The sequence below is a fragment of the Streptomyces incarnatus genome, from assembly GCF_001027185.1.
GTDB classification, from domain to species: Bacteria; Actinomycetota; Actinomycetes; order Streptomycetales; family Streptomycetaceae; genus Streptomyces; species Streptomyces puniciscabiei.
Genome location: NZ_CP011497.1, coordinates 6,456,408 through 6,477,533, shown reverse-complemented (window position 1 = coordinate 6,477,533; position 21,126 = coordinate 6,456,408). Strand labels below are relative to the sequence as shown.

16 protein-coding genes are annotated in these 21,126 nt (G+C 70.7%); 3 read left to right on the top strand and 13 right to left on the bottom strand.

Annotation, left to right across the window (positions count from 1 at the left end; genetic code table 11):
* Positions 1-7: 7 nt before the first annotated feature.
* The 4 genes from ABB07_RS29240 to ABB07_RS29225 form a co-directional block, all read right to left on the bottom strand.
* Complete coding sequence (locus tag ABB07_RS29240) at positions 8-1,360, bottom strand: ABC transporter permease subunit (protein WP_208901512.1); 1,353 nt, start codon at positions 1,358-1,360, stop codon at positions 8-10.
* Between the two features lie 12 nt (positions 1,361-1,372).
* The gene (locus ABB07_RS29235; protein WP_208901511.1) at positions 1,373-2,698 is read right to left on the bottom strand and encodes an ABC transporter substrate-binding protein; all 1,326 of its coding nucleotides are present in this window, start codon (positions 2,696-2,698) and stop codon (positions 1,373-1,375) included.
* A gap of 42 nt (positions 2,699-2,740) precedes the next feature.
* The gene (locus tag ABB07_RS29230; RefSeq protein ID WP_208901510.1) at positions 2,741-4,351 is read right to left on the bottom strand and encodes a glycoside hydrolase family 13 protein; all 1,611 of its coding nucleotides are present in this window, start codon (positions 4,349-4,351) and stop codon (positions 2,741-2,743) included.
* Positions 4,352-4,486: 135 nt separating this feature from the next.
* Positions 4,487-5,758, bottom strand: coding sequence for an ABC transporter substrate-binding protein (locus ABB07_RS29225; protein ID WP_208901509.1), 1,272 nt, complete (start codon positions 5,756-5,758; stop codon positions 4,487-4,489).
* 131 nt (positions 5,759-5,889) lie between these two features.
* Between ABB07_RS29225 and ABB07_RS29220 the strand changes: the two genes are divergently transcribed.
* From ABB07_RS29220 to ABB07_RS29210, 3 genes are read left to right on the top strand one after another with little or no spacing between them, the layout of a single operon-like run.
* A complete protein-coding gene (locus ABB07_RS29220; protein ID WP_208901508.1) occupies positions 5,890-6,396 on the top strand; it encodes a PadR family transcriptional regulator in 507 nt (168 codons plus the stop codon).
* An 8-nt stretch (positions 6,397-6,404) separates the two neighbouring features.
* Positions 6,405-7,157 (top strand): ABC transporter ATP-binding protein, encoded by a 753-nt coding sequence (locus ABB07_RS29215; protein WP_208901507.1) that lies wholly within the window; start codon positions 6,405-6,407, stop codon positions 7,155-7,157.
* Positions 7,157-9,544 (top strand): ABC transporter permease, encoded by a 2,388-nt coding sequence (locus tag ABB07_RS29210; protein ID WP_208901506.1) that lies wholly within the window; start codon positions 7,157-7,159, stop codon positions 9,542-9,544. The genes ABB07_RS29215 and ABB07_RS29210 overlap by 1 nt, the downstream gene beginning before the upstream one ends.
* A 17-nt stretch (positions 9,545-9,561) precedes the next feature.
* Here ABB07_RS29210 and ABB07_RS29205 read toward each other — a convergent pair whose 3' ends face one another.
* The 9 genes from ABB07_RS29205 to ABB07_RS29165 all read right to left on the bottom strand — a co-directional run bounded on the left by ABB07_RS29205 (position 9,562) and on the right by ABB07_RS29165 (position 21,017).
* Positions 9,562-10,374 (bottom strand): hypothetical protein, encoded by an 813-nt coding sequence (locus ABB07_RS29205; RefSeq protein ID WP_208901505.1) that lies wholly within the window; start codon positions 10,372-10,374, stop codon positions 9,562-9,564.
* Positions 10,375-10,483: 109 nt separating this feature from the next.
* Positions 10,484-12,136: a glucose-6-phosphate isomerase gene (pgi, locus tag ABB07_RS29200; protein WP_208901504.1), complete on the bottom strand. Its 1,653-nt coding sequence runs from the start codon at positions 12,134-12,136 to the stop codon at positions 10,484-10,486.
* A 52-nt stretch (positions 12,137-12,188) separates the two neighbouring features.
* Positions 12,189-13,433, bottom strand: a complete 1,245-nt coding sequence (locus ABB07_RS29195; protein ID WP_208901503.1) for an MFS transporter — start codon at positions 13,431-13,433, stop codon at positions 12,189-12,191.
* A 161-nt stretch (positions 13,434-13,594) separates the two neighbouring features.
* Positions 13,595-13,882, bottom strand: coding sequence for an RNA polymerase-binding protein RbpA (locus ABB07_RS29190; RefSeq protein WP_028422638.1), 288 nt, complete (start codon positions 13,880-13,882; stop codon positions 13,595-13,597).
* Positions 13,883-14,184: 302 nt separating this feature from the next.
* Entirely contained in the window at positions 14,185-14,415 is a 231-nt protein-coding gene (secG, locus tag ABB07_RS29185) for a preprotein translocase subunit SecG (RefSeq protein WP_208903672.1), read from the bottom strand.
* A 114-nt stretch (positions 14,416-14,529) separates the two neighbouring features.
* Complete coding sequence (tpiA, locus tag ABB07_RS29180) at positions 14,530-15,306, bottom strand: triose-phosphate isomerase (protein WP_208901502.1); 777 nt, start codon at positions 15,304-15,306, stop codon at positions 14,530-14,532.
* Positions 15,307-15,309: 3 nt separating this feature from the next.
* Positions 15,310-16,521 carry a phosphoglycerate kinase gene (locus tag ABB07_RS29175; protein WP_208901501.1) on the bottom strand — a complete coding sequence of 404 codons (1,212 nt, stop codon included), beginning with the start codon at positions 16,519-16,521 and terminating at the stop codon, positions 15,310-15,312.
* Between the two features lie 144 nt (positions 16,522-16,665).
* Positions 16,666-17,673: a type I glyceraldehyde-3-phosphate dehydrogenase gene (gene gap, locus ABB07_RS29170; RefSeq protein WP_055709530.1), complete on the bottom strand. Its 1,008-nt coding sequence runs from the start codon at positions 17,671-17,673 to the stop codon at positions 16,666-16,668.
* Positions 17,674-18,062: 389 nt separating this feature from the next.
* Positions 18,063-21,017: a M14 family metallopeptidase gene (locus tag ABB07_RS29165; protein ID WP_208901500.1), complete on the bottom strand. Its 2,955-nt coding sequence runs from the start codon at positions 21,015-21,017 to the stop codon at positions 18,063-18,065.
* Positions 21,018-21,126: the final 109 nt, after the last annotated feature.

Here is a 21,126-nt window from a genome sequence, read left to right as displayed (position 1 = left end):
TGACTCCTCATCGTTGGCTGTTGCGGAAGCGGCGGACGTTGAAGACCATCGCGGGGATCACCAGCAGCAGGAGCAGCACGCCGAGGGCGCTGCCGAGGCCCTGGTTGTTGCCGCCGCCGAAGGACACGAGCCACATCTGGGTGGCGAGCACCGTGGCGTCCTCCTGCACCGGTCCGGGCGCGATGATGTAGACGAGGTCGAAGACCTTCATCACGTTGATCACCAGGGTCACGAAGACGACCGTCAGCACGGGGGCCAGCAGCGGCACGGTGATCCTGCGGAAGATCTGCCACTCGTTCGCGCCGTCCATCCGGGCCGCCTCCAGCGCGTCCCGGGGCAGGGTGGCGAGGCCCGCGCCGATCAGCACCATCGCGAAGCCGGTCCAGATCCACAGGTACGCCCCGATGATCGCCGGGGTGACGAGGGCCGGGCCGAGCCAGGAGACGCCCTGGTAGGGCGGGGCGAAGTTGGACGCGGGCAGTCTCACCGTGTACGAGCCCGCGCGCAGCCCGGGGAAGCGGAAGGAGCCGTCGGCGGCGGTGGTCGCGCTCGCGACCGTGCTGCCGTCGCGCACCGCCTGGACCGTCATGCCGGGCAGGCCGCTCTCCTTGGGGTCGACCTTGCCCTGCCTGCCTCCGCCGCCGGGGGTGAAGTCGAGGTAGACGACCCCGCGCAGCTCGCCGGGCGCCGCCTCGCGCGCGGCCGCCGCGGCTGCGGGTTCGGCGCCCTTGGGCAGGTCCTTGGGCAGCACGCCGACCATCGGGAGCGCCACCGAGTGGCCGGTGGAGGCGGTCGTACGGTACGAGCCGTCGTGGTCCTGGGTCAGCAGGCCCTGGCGGCCGCGCGCCGTCGGGTACGACGAGGTGCCCTCGAAGGCGTCGTGGACGGAGACCACGGCCGCGTTCAGGACGCCCTTGTTCGGGTCCTCGTCGTAGGCGAGCCGGAAGATGATGCCGGCGGCCAGGAAGGACACCGCCATCGGCATGAAGAGCAGCAGCTTGAAGGCGGTGGCCCAGCGGACCTTCTCGACCAGCACGGCCAGGATCAGGCCGAGGCCGGTCAGCAGGGCCGGGGCCACCACCACCCAGATGGCGGTGTTGCGGATGGCCTTCAGGGTGGCCGGGTCGCGGAACATCTCGGCGTAGTTGCCGCCGCCGACGAACCGGGTGCCGGAGGCGTCGAAGAAGCTGCGGCCGACGGAGAACAGCACCGGGTAGACGACGAGCGCGCCGAGCAGGAGCAGCGCGGGGAAGACGAAGAGCAGGGCGATCAGCCGGGCGCGCCGCCGGCTGCGGCGCCCGCGCGCCGCGCCGGCGGCCCGCGGGCCCGCCTGCTGTTTCACGAGAGCGGTGGCGGTCATGATGGCTGCCGCTCAGCCCTGGTAGGCCTTGGCCGCGGCGGCTTCCAGCTTCGCCGCGGTGCCCTTCGGGTCCGACGGGTCGCGCAGGAAGTCCTGGAGGAGCTTCCACTCGCCGGCGCCCTTGGTGCCGCCGAAGGCCGCCGGGGCCTGGTCGGACATGTCGAAGCGGACCGAGTCGCCCGCGTCGATCAGGGACTTGGCGGTGGCGCGGGTGACGTCGTCGCCGTAGGAGGCCGGGTCGAGCTTCTTGTTCGGGGACAGGAAGCCGCCCGCCTTCGCCCACACGGCCGCGGCCTCCGGGGTGGCCAGGTACTCCAGGAGCTTCATGCCGGCCGTGGCGTTCTTGCCGTCCTTGAGGACGACCGCCGCGTCGCCGCCGCTGACCACGGGTGCCGTGCCGCCGTCGACCGCCGGGAACGGGAAGAAGTTCGCGTCCTTGCCGATGGTCTTGCCGAACTGGTCGTGCGCGACGCCGCCCACGAAGTCGCCCTCGTAGACCATGCCGGCCTCGGGCTTGGGTCCGAACACCTTCTCCACCGAGCTGGGGAAGTCGGTGTTCAGGGCCTCCTTCTGGCCGCCCGCGATCAGCTGCTTGTCCTTGAACAGCTTGCCGAGCGTCCCCAGCGCCTTGACCACGCTCGCGTCGGTCCACTTCAGCTTGTGCGCGGCGAGGGCGTCGTACTTCTCGGGTCCGGCCTGGGAGAGGTAGATGTTCTCGAACCAGTCGGTGAGGGTCCAGCCGTCCTCACCGCCGACCGCGAAGGCCGCGAGCCCGGAGTCGGAGACGGTGTGGCCGGCCTTGAGCATCTCGTCGTACGTCTTCGGCGGCTTGACCCCGGCCTGGGAGAGCGCGTCGGGGCTGTACCAGACGGTGGACTTGTGGGCGGCCTTGAAGTAGAGGCCGTACAGGGTGCCGTCGACGCTGCCGTACTTCTTCCACACGGGCGCGTAGTCGGCGGTGATCGTCGACTGCGCCGTCGGGGAGAGCGGCTTGAGCCAGCCCTTCTTCGCGAACTGGTCGAGCACGCCGACCTGCGGGACCATCACGACGTCGGGCGCGTTGCCGCCCTCGATCTTGCTGCCGACGACGGTGGAGACGTTGTCGCCGGTGGAGATGAACTGCGTCTTGGCGCCGGTCTTCGCGGTGAAGGCGTCCAGCACCTTCTGGAAGTTCTTCTGTTCGCTGCCGGTCCAGACGCCCGCCACGGTGACGGTCTGGCCGCTGAGCGCCTTGTCACCGCCGCCGGCCGAGACGGGCCCGCCGCCGCAGGCGGTCGCGCCGAGCGCCAGGGCGAGGGCGGTGCAGCTGGTGAGCAGGGTGGTACGTCGTCGCATCATCGTTGATGTCCCTTCGGGGAGGTGAGGTGACGGTGACGGGGGTCAGAGGTCGCTGAGCCACCAGGCGGCCGTGGCGCCGGGCAGGACGCCGGCCGGGCAGGGGCCGCTGGACAGCAGGGGGGTGCCGGAGACCGGGGCGGGCGCGGGCGCCGTACCGAAGTTGACGGCGCAGACTAGGCCGTCGCCGCGGGTGAAGGCGAGGACGCCGGGCGGGGTGTCCAGCCAGTCGAGCGTGCCCTCGCCCAACTGCGGCAGGTTCGCCCGGAGTTGGAGGCCGTCGCGGTACAGGTGCCAGAACGAGCGGGTGTCGGCGAGGGCGCGGTCGGTGGCGTACTCGGCGAAGTAGTCGGGCTGCGGCAGCCAGGGCTTGGCGCCCTCCACGCCGGAGGTGAAGCCGAACGGGGAGGCCTGTCCGGACCAGGGCAGCGGCACCCGGCAGCCGTCGCGGATGCGGGCCCGGCTGCCGGTGCGGCGGAATATCGGGTCGGTGAGGACGTCGTCGGGCAGGTCGACGACCTCGGGCAGGCCCAGCTCCTCGCCCTGGTAGATGTACGCCGCTCCGGGCAGCGCCAGCATCAGCAGGGCCGCGGCGCGGGCGCGGGCGGCGCCGAGGCCGCTGCCCTCGGGGGCGGGTTCGCCGTAGCGGGTGACGGTGCGGACCTGGTCGTGGTTGTTGAGGACCCAGGTGACCGTGGAGCCGGTGCCGGCGATGTCCTGCATGGCCTCGGTGATGACCTTGCGGAAGGCGTCGGCGTCCCAGGGGGCGCCGAGCAGGTCGAAGAAGAAGGCCTGGTGGAGTTCGTCCGGGCGGACGTACAGGGCGTGTTCGCGGGCGGTGGGGACGGAGACCTCGCCGACGAGGAGGCGCTCGCGGCCGTCGCGGGCCGTGTACTCCTCGCAGGTCGCGCGCCACCGCCGCCACACCTCGTGCACCTCGGGCTGGTTCCAGGCGAGGGGGTTGACCGAGTCGCGGGTGCGGGCGTCGGCCTCCGGGTCGTCGGAGTCGGGCAGTTCGGGGTGCTTGTAGAGGCCGGCGGCGACGTCGATGCGGAAGCCGTCGACGCCCCGGTCGAGCCAGAAGCGCAGGACGCGGTCGAACTCGGCGGCGACCTCGGGGGTGCGCCAGTTCCAGTCGGGCTGTTCGGGCGTGAACATGTGCAGGTACCACTGGCCGTCGCCGACCCTGGTCCAGGCCGGGCCGCCGAACATGGCGTGCCAGTTGTTGGGCGGTTCGGCGCCGTCCGGGCCGCGGCCGTCGGCGAAGTGGAAGCGGGCGCGGGCCGGGCTGCCGGGCGCGCTGCCGAGCGCCTCGCGGAACCACGGGTGCTCGCTGGAGCAGTGGTTGGGCACGATGTCCAGGAGCACCTTGATGCCGAGCCGGTGGGCGGCCGCCATCAGCAGGTCGAACTCGGCGAGGTCGCCGAAGAGCGGGTCGACCCCGCAGTAGTCGGCCACGTCGTAGCCGTGGTCGTGCTGGGGCGAGGGGTAGAACGGGCTCAGCCAGATCCCGTCGACGCCCAGCTTCTTCAGGTACGGCAGCCCGGCCCGGACGCCGGCCAGATCGCCGATGCCGTCGCCGGTGCTGTCGAGAAAGCTGCGGACGTAGACCTGGTAGATCACCGCGTCACGCCACCAGTGGTACTTACTCAGCATGCATGCATGTTAGGTAGGCGTGTCGCGGAGGTGTCAACGAAAAGAACGCAGGCTACTGGTGAGTTGACTGCGCAAAACTGGACTTAAAGGGGCATCGCGCATCGAGATGAGATCTGCGCGTTACTTAACAAGTAACTAGCGACGAGCGATCGCGTCGAGTTCGCGCGCGAGCCGGCGCACGGCCTGTCCGGGCGTCTCCCGCCCGGCGAGCGCGTCCTGCACCACCGCCTGCACCACCAGGCTGACCTGGTCGTAGTGCGGGCTCTTGGGGCGCGGCCGGGCCGTCAGCACGGCGGCGCGCAGGGTCGGGAGGTAGGGGAACCGCCTGATGAGCGCGGGATCCTCGTAGAGCGCGGCGCGCACGGGCGGCAGGGCGCCCCGGGTGAGCACCTGGCGCTGGACCGGCGCGCTGGTGAGGTAGGCGATCAGGCGGGCGGCCGAATCGGGGTGCCGGGCATGGGAGTTCACGGCGAGGTCGGAGCCGCCGAGCACACTGGTCCCCGGTCCGTCGGGTCCGGGCAGCGGTACGGCGCCGATCTTCCCGGCCACCTTGGAGCCCTTGGCCGAGGCCACGGCGTACGCATAGGGCCAGTTGCGCAGGAAGAGCAGCCTGCCGTCCTGGAAGGCCTGCTTGGACTCCTCCTCCTTGTACGTCAGCGCCGCCTTCGGTATCCAGCCCTCGCGGACGCCGCGGGCGAGGAAGCCGATGCCCTCGCGGGCGGCGGCGGAGTCGACGGTGACCCGGGTACCCTCGCCGCCGAGGATCGTGCCGCCCGCCGAGTAGACGGCCTCGGCCGCGTTGACGGTGAGGCCCTCGTACGGCAGGAACTGGCCCGCGTAGCCGCCGAGGTGGTACTTGGGCGCGATGGTCTTCGCGTCGCGCTCCAGCTCGGCCCAGGTGCGCGGCGGCGGCACGCCCTCCTTGGCGAGGATGTCCTTGCGATACAGGAGAAGTCCGGCATTCGTCACGTACGGGACCGCGTACAGCCGGCCGTCGTAGGTGGCCGTGTCCACGACCGGCGGCAGGAAGCTCTTCAGCGGGAAGCGATCAGGGGGCAGCGGGCGGATCCAGCCGGCGGCCGCGAACTCCGAGGTCCAGTTGACGTCGATGTTGAGGACGTCGAAGCGGCCCCGGTCGCCACCGCGCAGGTCGGTGGTCATCTGCGCATGGGTCTCGTCGGCGGAGTCCGGCAGCTCGACGAGGGTGACCTTCTCGCCGGGGTGGGTGCGGTTCCAGCCCTGCAGCAGCGGGGCGAGATAGCCGGTGAGGTCGCCGGCGGTGGCCAGGGTGAGCGGACCGCGGCCGGCTCCCGTACCCTCGTCGGCACGCGCGCCCGAGGCGACGTACCCGGTCATGATCACTACGAGAACGAGAAGGCCCCTACCGGCGGCGCGTATCCACCGCATAGGTTCCTCCCTGAACACATGCACACGGCTCCGGGCACCCTCGCCCGGGAGTCAGAGGCCATGTATACCTGTTAGGTATGGGCGATACTAGGGCCTGGAGCACATTGTGAGCAGACAGGAGGACAGCACGAGTGCGCCTGCCCCTCCTGGCACTCCTCGCCCGTGGCCCGGCCCATGGCTACGAGCTGAAGCAGGACCTTGAGCAACTGCTGGGCTCCGCGTACCCTCAGCCGAACGTCGGCCAGATCTACGTCACCCTCGGCCGCCTCGAGAAGTCGGGACTGATCGAGGGCGAGGACGTCGAGCAGTCCAGCCGGCCCAACAAGAAGGTCTACCACCTCACCGACGCCGGGCGGGAGGCGCTGCACGCCTGGTTCGAGGAGACCGAGGACGAGCCGCGGGTGCGGGACGAGTTCTTCATGAAGCTCGCCCTCGCCCCGCAGACGGGTCTCGCCGACCAGATCGCCCTCATCAACAGGCAGCGGCGCCAGTACCTCAACACCATGCGCGACCTGTCGAAACTGGCCGCGGCCGAGAACCGGGACAACCGCATCGCCCAGCTGCTCATCGAGGGCGCGATGCTGCATCTGCAGGCCGACCTCGACTGGCTCGAGCGGTGCCAGGAGGAACTGGAATGAGCACGGGAATGAGCGAGGACACTGCTCCGGTGCTCCGGGCCGAGGGGCTGGTGAAGACGCACCACGGCGAGGGCGCGCCCGCGCATGCCGTGCGCGGGGTCGACCTGTCCGTGGCGCGGGGCGAGTTCGTGGCGATCACCGGCCCGTCGGGCGCGGGCAAGTCGACCCTGCTGCATCTGCTCGGCGGACTGCAGCGGCCGGACGCGGGCAGCATCTGGCTGGACGGACGCTGCACGGACTCCTTCGGCGAGGCCCGCTGGGCGGTGGAGCGCCGCAAGGCCATCGGGATCGTGTTCCAGTTCTTCAACCTGGTGTCGAACCTGTCCGTCGCCGACAACGTCGAGCTGCCCGCCCTGCTCGCCGGCGTCCCGCCGAAGAAGGCGCGCGCCGAGCGCGAGGAGCTGCTGGCCGAGCTGGGGCTCACGGGCAAGGAGCGCAGCATGCCGGGCGAGCTGTCCGGCGGCGAACAGCAGCGGGTGGCGCTCGCCCGGGCCCTGGTCAACCATCCGCCGCTGCTGCTGGCCGACGAACCCGCCGGCAGCCTGGACAGCAAGGGCACGCGGGAGGTCATGCGGCTGCTGTCCCGCTTCCACGGACGCGGCCAGACGATCGTGCTGGTCACGCATGACGCCCGGCTGGCGAGCGCCGCCGACCGCGTGATCAGCTTCTTCGACGGCCGGATAGCCGACGACGCCGCCCTGGACGGCACCACCGGGTCCCGGAAGCCGGGGATCTCGGGGGTGCTGGAGCTGAGGGACTGATGGCAGGGCATCGGCCGGGCAGCGCCCCGAAGGGGCGCGAGGAACTGCGCGACCAGCCACGACGGCGCCGCACACGACCGACGGCGCATCGCGGGGTTTTCAGCGGCGCAGCCGGTCGGCGCTGGGCGCACTCCGACCTGCGCACCCACCGGGGCGAGGCGCTGTTCCTCGTGCTGGCCACCGCCGGGATCGTCGTCTCGCTGCTGCTGGCCACCGCCCTGTTCGGGTACGCGACCAACCCCTGGCAGCGCGTGTTCACCCAGGCCCGCGGCGCGCATGTGTGGATCCACACCGTGCCGTCGGCCGACGCCCGCGGGCTGGCCCGGCTGGACGGTGTCGACTCCGTGGCCGGCCCCTACCGCACCGAGTCCGCCACTGTCGCCGTACGCGGCACCCGCGCCTCCGTGGAGCTGCGCGGCACGCCGGGGCTGCCGTCCGTCGGGCGGCCGCTGCTCACCGCCGGGCACTGGCTGGATCCGGCCGAACCGGACGGCGTGGTGCTGGAGACCGGCCTGGCCCGGGCGCTGCTGGCCGAGCCCGGGGACACCCTCACGCTGCCGGGCACCGCCCGCACCCTGACCGTCGAGGGCATCGCGGACAGTGCCGAGCCGCGCTACAGCCCGGGCGAGCAGCCGGGGCTGGTGTGGGCCCTGCCCTCCGCCGTACGCGCTCCCGGCGGCCAGGTGATCGGGCTGCGCCTGGCCGACCCGGGCGACACGGACTACGCCGTGCAGCGTGCCGTCACGGTGCTGGGCGCGGGCGCGGTCGGCGAGGTCTCCACCTGGCAGCAGGCGCGCTCCGCCGCCCAGGGCGACAACCGGCTGCTCGGGCAGGTGCTCGGCCTGTTCGGTCTCGGCGCCCTGATCGCCGCCGGGTTCGCCGTGCACGGGGCGATCGCCACCCGCATCCGCGGGCATCTGCGGGACATCTCGGTGCTGAAGGCGATCGGCTTCACCCCCGGCCAGGTCGTCCGGATCTTCCTGCTCCAGCACCTGGCGTACGCGCTGCTCGGCTCGGTGGCCGCCGCGGCGCTCACCCAGGTCCTGGGCAGGAGGATCCCCGGCCGGCTCGGGGACGCCGTGGGCGTGTGGCAGGGGCTGCCGGGGCACACCGTGGCGCTGTTCGTGGTGCCCGTGGGCGCGGTGCTGTTCATCGGCCTGACGACGGGGCTCGCGGCGTGGCGGGCCGGGCGGGTGCCGCCGGTTCCGGTGCCGCGCCGGACCGCGCCGGCCGGCGGGCGGCTGACCGGAGCGGCTCGGCGGGCGCTCGGGCTGCGGCTGCCGGCCGCGCTGGTCCTCGGCTGTCACAAGGCGTTCTCGGGGCGCGGCCGGTCGCTGGCCACCGTGGCCCGGCTGACCCTGCCGCTGCTGCTGATCGTGGTGGCGCTCAGCGCCTGGACCACCATCGACCGCTTCCACAGCAGCCCGGACCACATGGGTCTGCCGACGTCCCTCACCGCCCGCTCCGACGGTGCCCTGGACACGTCCGCCGTACGGGCCCTGCTCACCGGCGATCACCGGGTCGCCGCCGCCTACCCCGGAGTCGAGGTCGCCGCGCTGGTCCCCGGCCAGACCGGCACCATCGCGCTGCGCGGCGTCGGCACCCGCGCCGAGCCCTACCCCTACGCCCTCGCCGAGGGCCGGGCCGCACGCGGACCGGACGAGGCGGTGGCCGGCCAGGGCCTGCTGGACCTGCTGCACGCACGGGTCGGTGACTGGGTGCGGATGACGGTGGGCGACCGGCCGCAGATCCTGCACATCGTCGGCCGCAGCATCGAACCGCAGAACGCCGGCCGGGTGGTGACCACCTCCCTGGACACCCTCCGCGAGAACGACCCCGCGCTGGCCCCCGCCTTCTACGAACTGCGGCTGCGCCCCGGTACCGACCCGCAGCGGGTCACCGCCGCGCTGTCCGCGGCCGGCCGGGGCCACCTGGACGTGCACCCGGTGGAAAACCCCGCCGACGGGCTCTCCCCGCTGCGCGGAGTCGTCGCCGGGCTGATCGCCGTACTGGCGCTGATCGGGCTGGTCGAGCTGCTCACCGCCATCGGCGGCAGCGTCCGCGAGGGCGAGCGGGACGTGCTGGCACTGAAGGCGATCGGCATGTCCCCACGGCAGATCACCGCGATCACCGTCACGGCGACGAGCTGTACGGCCCTGACCGCGGTGATCGCCGGCACGGCGCTGGGGCTGCCGCTGGGGCGCCGGCTGATCGACGCCCAGGGCAGCTCCAGCGGCATCGGCGCGGGGATCGCCCAGTCCCCGTCGCCCACGCTGCTGCTCGCGCTGGGCGCGGCCGCCGTGCTCGGGGCGGCGGCGCTGGCGGCACTGCCCGCGGCCCGCGCGGCACGCAGCCGCCTCGCGGACACGCTGAGCGCGGTGGCCTGACCGGGTCCCTCGGGAACTCAACTCCCGTGGGGATACCCGCTGTTGTACCTGCGGTTGTGGTACGGCCCCTGGGGTGCGCGCAGCGCCGGATGCGCGGTCAGCCGGATGCCGTGTCTCCGCTTGAGCAGCGCCAGCTCGTACAGCGCGATGGCCGAGACCGTCACGGGGGCGCCGAGGACGAACACGATGCCCAGCAGCAGGCCGAGGCCGTGCAGGTCTCCGGTGAGGAGGTCGGGCAGGGCCATCAGCCAGCTGGTGACCATGGCCAGCAGCGGCGGGAGACAGCGGTGCACGGCTGCCGTGCCGAAGAAGTTCCCGTTGATCCGGAGGGCTCCGGCGCCGACGAACCACACCATCCACAGGGTCAGCAGACCCACCGGGACGATGCCCAGGCCGGCGAGCATGGAGTAGCCCAGGGTGTTCATGTTCTGCATCAGCAGGACGGTCGCGACGACCGAGCCGACGAAGATCAGCAGCAGGCCGAGGGCCCTGAGCAGCGCCGGACGCAACGGGCGCAGGCTGCCGGTGCGCCGCCAGACGAGGAGCATCACCCCGACCGTGAGCGGGGTGATGCCCAGCAGGACGGCCGAGGCGATCAGCAGGTTCTGGAGCATCTCCTCGGGAGCGAAGCCGCCCTCGACGAAGGTGTAGACACCGACCGCCGCGACGGTGCCGGCGGCGACGCGGATCCGCTTGAGCTCCTCCACCGCCGGATCGAGCGGTTCGGGTATCCACGCGGGGTGGAACACCGCCCAGGCGGCGTGATGGGCCTTCAGAAAGTTCCGTCCGCGCTCCGCGGATCCGGTGCGGCTCCCCCGCCCAGCGGCCACTGCGCACTCCCCCGAGTCGTGACTCACGTGATCATCGGGGAGTCTACGGGAGCCGGGCGGGCCGGCCCCCGTGCGGGCCGCCGCCCCGTCCGGCCCCCGTGTTCGCCCGTCAGCTACGGCCGCGCAGTTCCCGGTACTTGGCGACCAGTCTCCTCGTCGACGCGTCGAGGCCTTCGACCTCGGCACCCTCGGTCAGGGCCGGCTCGACCCGCTTGGCCAGCACCTTGCCCAGCTCCACGCCCCACTGGTCGAAGGAGTCGATGTGCCACACCGCGCCCTGCACGAACACCTTGTGCTCATAGAGCGCGATCAGCTGGCCGAGGACGGACGGGGTCAGCTCCTTCGCCAGGATGGTCGTCGTCGGCCGGTTGCCTTGGAAGGTCTTGTGCGGGACCAGCTCCTCCGGCACGCCCTCCGCGCGGACCTCCTCGGCGGTCTTGCCGAAGGCCAGCGCCTGGGTCTGCGCGAAGAAGTTGGCCATCAACAGGTCGTGCTGCGCCTTGAGTTGGTCGTTGAGCTCCCCCACCGGCTCGGCGAAGCCGATGAAGTCGGCCGGGATGAGCTTGGTGCCCTGGTGGATCAACTGGTAGTAGGCGTGCTGCCCGTTGGTGCCCGGGGTGCCCCACACGACCGGTCCGGTCTGCCACTCCACCGGCCGGCCGTCCCGCTGCACCGACTTGCCGTTGGACTCCATGTCCAGCTGCTGGAGGTAGGCGGTGAACTTCGACAGGTAGTGGCTGTACGGCAGCACCGCGTGCGACTGGGCGTCGTGGAAGTTGCCGTACCAGATGCCCAGCAGGCCCAGCAGCAGGGGCGCGTTGGCCTCGGCGGGGGCGGTGCGGAAGTGGTCGTCGACCAGCCGGAAGCCGTCGAGCATCTCCCGGAACCGGTCGGGTCCGATGGCGATCATGAGGGACAGGCCGATCGCGGAGTCGTACGAGTAGCGGCCGCCGACCCAGTCCCAGAACTCGAACATGTTGGCCGTGTCGATGCCGAACTCGGCGACCTTTCCGGCGTTCGTGGACAGGGCGACGAAGTGCTTGGCCACTGCCGACTCGTCGCCCAGCGCCTCCACCAGCCACGTCCGCGCGCTCGTCGCGTTGGTGATGGTCTCGATGGTGGTGAAGGTCTTGGAGGCGATGATGAACAGCGTCTCGGCCGGGTCCAGGTCCCGCGTGGCCTCGTGCAGGTCGGCGCCGTCCACGTTGGAGACGAAGCGGACCGTCAGAGCGCGGTCGGTGAAGCTGCGCAGCACCTCGTACGCCATCGCGGGGCCCAGGTCGGAGCCGCCGATGCCGACGTTGACGACGCTCTTGATGCGCTTGCCGGTGTGGCCGGTCCAGGCTCCGGAGCGGACGCGGTCGGCGAAGTCGCTCATCCGGTCGAGGACGGCGTGCACCTTCGGGACCACGTTCTCCCCGTCGACCTCGATCACCGCGTCGCGCGGGGCGCGCAGCGCGGTGTGCAGGACCGCACGGTTCTCGGTGACGTTGATCTTCTCGCCACGGAACATGGCGTCCCGTAGGCCGAACACGTCCGTGGCGGCCGCCAGCTCGCGCAGCAACCGCAGGGTCTCGTCGGTGACCAGGTGCTTCGAGTAGTCGAGGTACAGATCGCCGACCTGGAGCGTGTATCCCTCACCGCGCCCGGGATCGGCGGCGAACAGCTCCCTGAGATGGGTGTCGGCCAGCTCCTCCCGGTGCTTGGCGAGAGCGGTCCACTCGGGCGTCTGGTTGAGCCTGGTACGGCCGTCTGCGTTCATTTCCGACTTCCGCCTTCTTTCGTGCCTGTCCCAGCTGTTCCAACCTAATTGATCACTGCGCGGTACGAGCCGTCATGGCGTCGTCGTGCGGCGCAACAACAGGTACGTCCGGCTTGCGGGCCGGTATCAGCGAGGTGACGGCGAGGGCGAACAGGACGGCGGCGAGCAGGGCCGGACCGTTCAGACCGTACGTCCGGGCCGCCACTCCACCGAGGAGGGCGCCGAGCGGGGCGCCGGAGGTCGAGGCCGTACGGAACGCGGAGGCGATACGGCCCACCATCGCCTCGGGGCTGCGCTGCTGCATCAGGGTGACCTGGTTGACGTTCCACACCATGTTCATGGCACCGAGCAGCAGCATGCCGGTGACGAGCGCGGCCAGGTGCCGGACGGATCCGATGAGCAGCAGTGACGACGTCTGGACGCTGCCGGCGACGAGCAGGGCCCGCACCCGGCCGGTGCGGCGCGCGAGGCGCTGGGCGACGAATCCGCCCGTGATGCTGCCCACCGAGAACGCCGTCATCGCGGCCGCGTATCCGGCGTTGCCCGCGTCCAGCCAGCGCGTCACATGCAGCGCCAGGGTGGCGATCAGGGCGCCCATGCCGATGTTGCACAGCAGCGTGGCCACGCAGGTCGCGCGCAGGGCCCGGTCGCCCCACAGGGCGCGCAGGCCCGCCCCGATCTCCGTCCGCAGGGTGCTGCCCGCGGGGCGGGGCGCGCGCTCCGGCGGACGTGTCCGCAGGGACGCCACGAGGGCGGCGGCCGCCAGGAAGGTGCACGCGTCGGCGGCGAACGGCATGAACGCGCCCGCCGTCAGCAGCAGCGGCACCAGCGGGGCGGCGAGCAGACCGCCGGCGATCTGCTGGCCGGTCATCAGCCGGGCGTTGGCGCCGCCCAGGGCCGCGCGGTCCACGAGCGCGGGCAGCAGGGCCGTGGCGGCGTTGTCGAAGAGGGTCTGGAGCGTCGTCAACGCGAAGGCGAGGGCGAGCAGCAGGGGGATCGAGGCATGGCCCAGTCCCACGGCGACGGCGAACGCGGCCACCAGCAGGCAGCGGACCGTGTCCACGGCCCACATCGCATGCCGCCCGTCGACCCGGTCGGCCACGGCCCCGCCGAGCAGTCCGAACAGCAGCCACGGCACATACCCACAGGCCGTCACCGAGGCGATGACCAGCGGTTCGTCGCTGAGCCGTACGGCGAGCAGGGGCAGCGCCGAGTTCCGCAACGCGTCCCCGAACCGGGACACCACGGCGGCCGTCCACAGCCGCCCGAATCCCCCGCGCCACGCGGGCGCCCCCACGTGCTCTTTCCCGACCCCCGGCACCGCTCCCCCTCACGATCCGTGCCGTCGAAGAACGGCTCACGAAAAACCGTAGAGGGTGCCACTGACAATCGGTCGGCCGCGAGCGGGCGGAGACGGTTCCCACCAGGCACCTCGAGGCGCCCGGCCGGTGTCAAGTGCTAGATCTCGCCCCGCAGTTTGGCGAGCGCCTCGGCGAGGATCGCCTCGCCGTCCGCGTCGCTGCGCCGCTCCCGTACGTACGCCAGGTGCGTCTTGTACGGCTCGGTGCGCGGCGGGTCCGGCGGGTTGTCCCGGTCCTGTCCGGCCGGGAAGCCGCAGCGCGGGCAGTCCCAGGTGTCGGGGACCTGCGCGTCGCTGGCGAAGCTCGGCTGCGTCTCGTGCCCGTTGGAGCACCAGAAGGAGACGCGCAGCCGCGGCGCGGACTCGCCGCGCTCGGCCTCGCCCATCGGCCCCGCCCCGACCCGGCTTCCTCGGATCGCGTTGCCACTTGCCACGGTGTAACTCCCTGCGTGATGGTGCCGCGAAGCGAGTCGGCGTTTCGCTTCGCTGCGAGCGCCTCAGTCTACGTAAGGCCCAACGCGCGTCCAGTGATTGGAGTTACAAGGGCCCCGCTCCTAGACGCAAGCCCCATGATAGGCCGCGCCCAGGAGCGCGTACCGAACATGGGGCCTTACGTACCGAATATGCGTGATGTGTGTGCTGCGCGGGTTGCCAGCTGTACCTCTCAGCTGCGTCCCAGCTGTTCGTCTCAGCTGTTCGTCTTCATCAGGATGCCGAGGACAACGATGCACGCGAACCACAGCAGACCGACCACGATGGTGATCCGGTCGAGGTTGCGCTCGGCGACCGAGGAGCCGCCGACGGACGACGCCATGCCACCACCGAACATGTCGGAGAGGCCGCCGCCCTTCCCCTTGTGCATCAGCACCAGCAGCATCAGCAGCAGGCTGAAGACGATCAGGGCGATCGAGAACCCCAAAACCACGGCTGGACCAACTTCCTCGGATTCGGATGGACGACGGGGGCACAGCACCTCGGCCGTGCCCCCGCAAGCGTACGACGTATCGCCGCTAGCGCCTACTCACAGCATGCGTCACTGATCGCGGAAACGCACGATCTTGACGAACTCGTCGGCGTCCAGCGAGGCGCCGCCGACCAGGGCACCGTCGATGTCGGCCTTGGCCATGATCTCGGCGACGTTGCCCGCCTTCACGGAGCCGCCGTACTGGATGCGGACCTTGTCGGCCACGTCCTGCGAGTACAGCTCGGCGATCTTGGCGCGGATGGCGGCGCAGACCTCCTGGGCGTCGTCGGCACCGCAGACCTTGCCGGTGCCGATGGCCCACACGGGCTCGTAGGCGATCACGATCGTCTCGGCCTGCTCGGCCGGGAGGTCCTTCAGACCGCCCTCGACCTGGGCGAGGGTGTGGGTGACGTGGTTGCCCGCCTCGCGGACGTCCAGCTCCTCGCCGACGCACAGGATCGGGGTCAGACCGTGCTTGTAGGCGGCCTTGACCTTGGCGTTCACCAGTGCGTCGCTCTCGGCGTGGTACTGGCGGCGCTCGGAGTGGCCGATGACCACGTAGGTGCACTTCAGCTTGGCCAGCATCGGGCCGGAGATCTCGCCGGTGTAGGCGCCGGAGTCGTGCTGGGAGATGTCCTGGGCGCCGTACTTGATCCTGAGCTTGTCGCCGTCGACCAGGGTCTGCACGGAGCGCAGGTCGGTGAAGGGCGGCAGGACGGCGACCTCGACGGCCTCGTAGTCCTTGTCGGCCAGGGCGAAGGCGAGCTTCTGGACGTGCGCGATGGCCTCGAGGTGGTTGAGGTTCATCTTCCAGTTGCCCGCCATCAGCGGCGTGCGCGTGCTCAAAGGTCAGTCCTCCAGTGCGGCGAGGCCGGGGAGCGTCTTGCCCTCGAGGTATTCGAGGGAGGCGCCGCCACCGGTCGAGATGTGGCCGAATGCGTTCTCGTCGAAGCCGAGCGTACGCACGGCAGCGGCGGAGTCACCGCCGCCGACGACGGAGAAGCCGTTCGAGTCGACGAGGGCCTGGGCGACCGCTGCGGTGCCCTGGGCGTAGTCGGGGTGCTCGAAGACGCCCATGGGACCGTTCCAGAAGACGGTCGCGGCGTCGGCGAGCTTCGAGGCGTACAGCTCTCGGGTCTTCGGGCCGATGTCCAGGCCCTCCTGGTCGGCGGGGATCTTGTCCGCGTCGACCACGGTGTAGTCGGCCGGCGCCTTGGTCTTCAGGTCCGGGAACTCCCGGGAGACCAGGACGTCGACGGGGAGCACGAGCTCGACGCCCTGCTTCTCGGCGCGCTCCATGTACTCGGTGACGGCCGGGATCTGGTCCTCCTGCAGGAGGGAGATGCCGACCTCGTAGCCCTTGGCCTTGAGGAAGGTGTAGGCCATGCCGCCGCCGATGAGCAGGCGGTCGGCCTTGCCGAGCAGCTGGTCGATGACGGCGAGCTTGTCGGAGACCTTGGCGCCGCCGAGCGCGACGACGTAAGGGCGCTTGACGTCCTCGGTGAGCTGCTTCAGGACGCCGACCTCGGTGGCGATGAGGTAGCCGGCGTAGTGCGGCAGCTTCTTCGCCAGGTCGTAGACGGAGGCGTGCTTGCGGTGTACCGCGCCGAAGCCGTCACCGACGTAGACGTCGGCGAGGGCGGCGAGCTGGTCGGCGAAGGCACCGCGCTCGGCGTCGTCCTTGGAGGTCTCCCCGGGGTTGAAGCGGAGGTTCTCCAGGACGGCGACATGGCCGTCGGTGAGGCCGGCGACCGTGTCCTGGGCGGACCGGCCGACGGTGTCGGTCGCGAAGGCCACGGCGGAGCCGAGGAGTTCACCCAGGCGGGAGGCGGCCGGCGCGAGGGAGAAGGCGGGGTCCGGGGCGCCCTTGGGGCGGCCCAGGTGGGAGGCGACGACCACCTTGGCGCCCGCGTCCGCGAGGGCCTTGACGGTGGGCAGCACGGCGCGGATCCGGCCGTCGTCGGTGATGGTGCCGCTCTCCAGCGGCACGTTGAGGTCGGCGCGGACGAAGACCCGCTTGCCGCTCACGCCGGCGGCGAGAAGTTCGTCGATCGTCTTCATTGAGTGGACTCCAAAGGAGGGCTCGTGGTGCACCTGATCGTAAAAGGACGTGGTCCGGGCGCGAGACAGGGCCCGGACAGCGCGGCGGTGCGCTGCCCGGGCCCTGTTCTCACTTCGAGGTCCTGCTGCCGCGATCTGCGGCGATCAGAGCTGGTTGCCGACGAAGACCGTGAGGTCGACGAGACGGTTGGAGTAGCCCCACTCGTTGTCGTACCAACCGATGACCTTCACGTTCTTGCCCTCCTGGACCATGGTCAGGGAGGAGTCGAAGGTGCAGGACGCCGGGGCGTTGACGATGTCGGAGGAGACGATCTGGTCCTCGGTGTAGTCGAGGAGACCCTTGAGCTCGCCCTCGGCGGCCTTCTGGAAGGCGGCGTTGACCTCTTCCTTGGTGACCTCGCGGGAGAGCTCCACGACCAGGTCGGTGACCGAGCCGGTCGGGACCGGGACGCGCATGGCGATGCCGTCCAGCTTGCCCTTGAGCTGCGGCAGGACCAGGGCGGTGGCCTTGGCGGCACCGGTGGTGGTCGGGATGATGTTCTCGGCGGCGGCACGGGCGCGGCGCAGGTCCTTGTGCGGGAAGTCCAGGATGCGCTGGTCGTTCGTGTACGCGTGCACCGTCGTCATCAGGCCCTTGACGATGCCGAAGTTCTCGTCGAGGACCTTCGCCATCGGCGCCACACAGTTGGTGGTGCAGGAGGCGTTGGAGATGACGTGGTGGTTCGCCGGGTCGTACTTGTCCTGGTTGACGCCCATCACGATGGTGATGTCCTCGTCCTTGGCCGGGGCCGAGATGAGGACCTTCTTGGCGCCACCGGCGAGGTGCTTGGCGGCGTCTTCCTTCTTGGTGAAGATGCCGGTCGACTCGATGACGATGTCGACGCCCAGCTCGCCCCAGGGGATGTCGGCCGGGTTGCGCTCGGAGAGCACCTTGATGGTGTGGCCGTCCACGGTGATGGTGTCAGCGGTGTGGGAGACCTCCTGCTTGAGGCGACCCAGGATCGTGTCGTACTTGAGCAGGTGAGCCGTGGTCGCGGTGTCACCCAGGTCGTTGACAGCCACAACCTCGATGTCCGCCCCCTGCTCCAGCAGCGCGCGGAAGTAGTTACGACCGATGCGGCCGAAGCCGTTGATGCCTACGCGGATCGTCACGAACCGATCTCCTCGTTGGTACGCCGGCCATGCGGTGCCGGCGAGCTCTGTTTGGGATGTCCCCGACCACCACCGACCCTACCTCCCGGAGGGCCCCTGAGTGACATCGAGATGGCGCATACACGGGCAGGTATTCCGTACCCGCCAGTAGGGGTACGGACCCTCCCGGATCGGCAGTGGATTCACTCGTATTTAGTACGGAATGCCGGGCGGTTTTCGCGCCGTCTTCACTCGTTCGTGAGCGGGTCGGCTCACTTGATCAGGACCCCTTCCGCGCACCGTTGAGAGGCCTCCCGCTCACCTGTTGGAACAAGGTGAGCGGGATCTGTCAACGTGGCGGCCCTCACGCGTCGGGCGTGGCGGCCCTCACACGCCGGGCGTGGTGCCCCTCACCCGCCGAGGGCCGCGAACGCCTTCCTCAGCAGGGCTGCCCGGCCGTCCGCCGACGACACCTGCTCCAGGCCGAAACCGAGCAGCACGGTGTCGTCCGTGGTGACCGCTCCGTACGTCTGGAACAACGCCCCGGAGCGTGCCCAGTCCTTCACGACCGGCGGACTGCCCGCGGGCGGTCCGGCCACGTGCCAGGCGCCCAGGGACGACTCGAATCCCTCGGTCCCCTTCGCCGTCCCGCCGACGACGAGCGAGGTGTCGTCGGCGAGGACCCCGTGGCCGCCGGTGCCCGGGTCGGTGATGTAGCTGATCGAGACCTCGACGGACTTCCCGGCGTAGGCGCTCAGATCGAAGCCGACCTGCTGCCAGCCGCCGGAGCTGCCGGTGAGGCTGTTCCAGGAGCCGGTCGTCCCGGTCGCGGTGCAGGCGTTGTTCGCGAGCGTCAGGTAGTGCTTCAGCCACGGATGCTCGGCGATCAGGAACCCCTGCCCGCAGTCCGCCGGCACGGCCGTCCTCGTGGCGCCTCCGGTCTCCGGCAGCGTCGTCCAGTCGTCGGCGCCGACGGTGTGCGCCTCGACCACCGCGTGGTCGTAGCCCGGCTCGGTGTCCCACATCAGCCGGGTGCGCAGGGCCGGTTTGTCGGCGGCGCTGACACCGGTGAGGTCGATGGTGCGGGTGAGGCGCTTGTAGGCGTCGTCGGTGTGCACGGCGGCGGCCATGTACGAGCCGGAGTACGGCCCGTAGGGACTGGCCGCCCCGCCGAACCGGCCCGCACCCGCGCTCTTGAACTGCGGATACGCGGACGCCGGGAGCTCGTCGGTGGTGACGCCGTAGGTGCCGGCCGCGTCCAGCGGATTGCCGGGCGCGTCGCCGAGGGCACCGGAGTAGCCGTCCAGGGCGCCGGTGCCGGTGAACCCGGTGGCTCCCTTGGTCGACGTACGGCTGTAGGCGCCCAGGTAGTACTGGCTGAAGTCGTCCGAGAGGGTGCCGTCGCCCAGGTCGACGCTGCCGCCGGCCAGCTCACCGGCCTCGATCAGCCTGCCGCCCTCGTTGAGGTAGGCGCGCAGCTGGAGCTGGGTGGCGTTGCCGGGGCCGTGCGCGCCGGAGTAGTGCACGACCGTGCGGAAGTGCTTCAGCACGCCGAGCGCGTCCGGGGCGCCCTGGGTGGCGACGTCCCAGACGATCGCCCGGTGCCCGGCGGCCCGGACCGCGTCCACGTACTTCTGCGCCTGCGTGGCGGCCGCGCCCTCCTCGGCGACGACGAGCGTGTCGGCCTTCGGCCGCTCGGCGACGGTGTACGTGAAGTGCGGGCTGGAGACCTTCCTGCCGTTCTTCGTCTCGCCGGTGAACCACACCTCCACCCGGTCGCCCGGTTCGCCGCCCCGCACGCCGGCCCGGTACTCGTCGAAGTACAGGTCGTCGTGGCCGCCGTAGGTCCTGCCGCCCTGCCAGTGCCGGAGCGCCCGGTCGTGCGTACGGCCGCCGTTCACGCGGTACTTCAGCTGCTTGTCGCGGATCGCCTTGCGGACGACGACGGAGACCTCCTGGTCCGCGCCCCGCGCGTACGACGTGGGGAACGCGGCCGGGGTGAAGTCGGCGGCGCTCAGCCCGACCGAGGAGACCGGGTGGTCCGGGTGTACGGCGGTCTCGGCGACGGAGAGCGCGAACGGGATGTTCTTGGCGAACTCCTGCTGGATCAGCTTCTCGTCGTCGGGGAAGTTGAAGACCGACTGGCAGTCCTCGGGTTTCCAGGCGTCGTTCGGGTCGATCTGCGACGCGGTCTGGCAGGTCGACATCTCGGGGGTGAACATCGCGATGCCGTTGACGTTCGACGCGTGTCCGTCCGCCTCGCCGTTGGTGGTGTACAGCTCCGAGGAGACCTGCGAACGGTAGCCGGGGATGGCCGGTTTGTCCGGGGTGCCGGCGAGCGCCTTGTAGACGATGTCGTCCGGGGTGGGGGTGGCGACCTGCCAGCCGACGCCGTAGAGGAGGAGTTCGGCGGCGGAGTGGTAGTTGACGGCGTACCGGAACCCGATGCGCTTCTCGAAGCCGTCCAGCGCCCTGGTCTCGGGCTCGGACTCGGGGCTCGCGCCGCGGTAGGTCTCGCTGGTGGGGTTGGGCGACGAGCCCTCGTCGTCGTAGCCCCACTTGTAGGGGAAGTTGCGGTTGAGGTCGACGCCGTCGCCGGTGCCGATCACGCCGTCGCCGTTGACGTCCCGCAGGTTCTTGCGCCACAGGCGGGTCGTGGAGTTCTTGAACGTGTAGTCGTAGCCGTCGGGGTTGGCCGAGATGACGAACCACAGCTCGGTGGTGTCGACGATCTTCCGGATGCGCCTGTCGGTCGTGTAGTGGTCCAGGTAGTAGTGCATCAGACGCCGGGTCATCTCCGGTGTGATCCACTCGCGCGCGTGCTGGTTGGACAGATACAGCACGGACGGCTTGGAGCCGTCCTTCGCCTTCCTGGCACCCCTGGTCAGTTTGAGGGCGAGGATGTCCTGGCCGTTGACGGTCTTCCCGATGGACTCGACCTTGGTCAGGCCGGGGTGGGCCTGGGCGGTCCGCAGGATCTCCTCCTTGAGGCCGCCCCGTCCGCCGTAGGGGCGGAACACGCCCTGGGACGCCTTCTCGATGAGCGCCTCGGCCTTGGCCGGCACGGTGTGCTCGGTCAGGGTCACGCCCTGTTTCCGGAGCTTCGCGGCCTGTTGCTCGGTGAGGTAGACCTCGACCTGGGACTTCCCGCTGCCGGTGACCTGCTCGGCGAGTTCCTCACCGTCCTGGCCGGCCTTGAGAAGCAGGGGTACCTGCTGGTTGGTGACGTCGGCGCGGAAGACCTTGACCGCGTCCGGATCGGACGTCGCCGGACTTCCGCTCCGCGCCTGGGCCACGGGTGCGAGGCTCGCTCCGCCGATCAGGAGCGCGCCGACAGCGAGGATCGATCTCGCTCTGTGTCTCATGAACCCCCCTAGCGGTGGTCCGCCACAGCGGCGAACGGTTGCCAGGTTCATGCCACCCCTTGATCGAGTCAAGAGCGCCTCATAGCCATGCAAATGAGGGGCTGTCAGG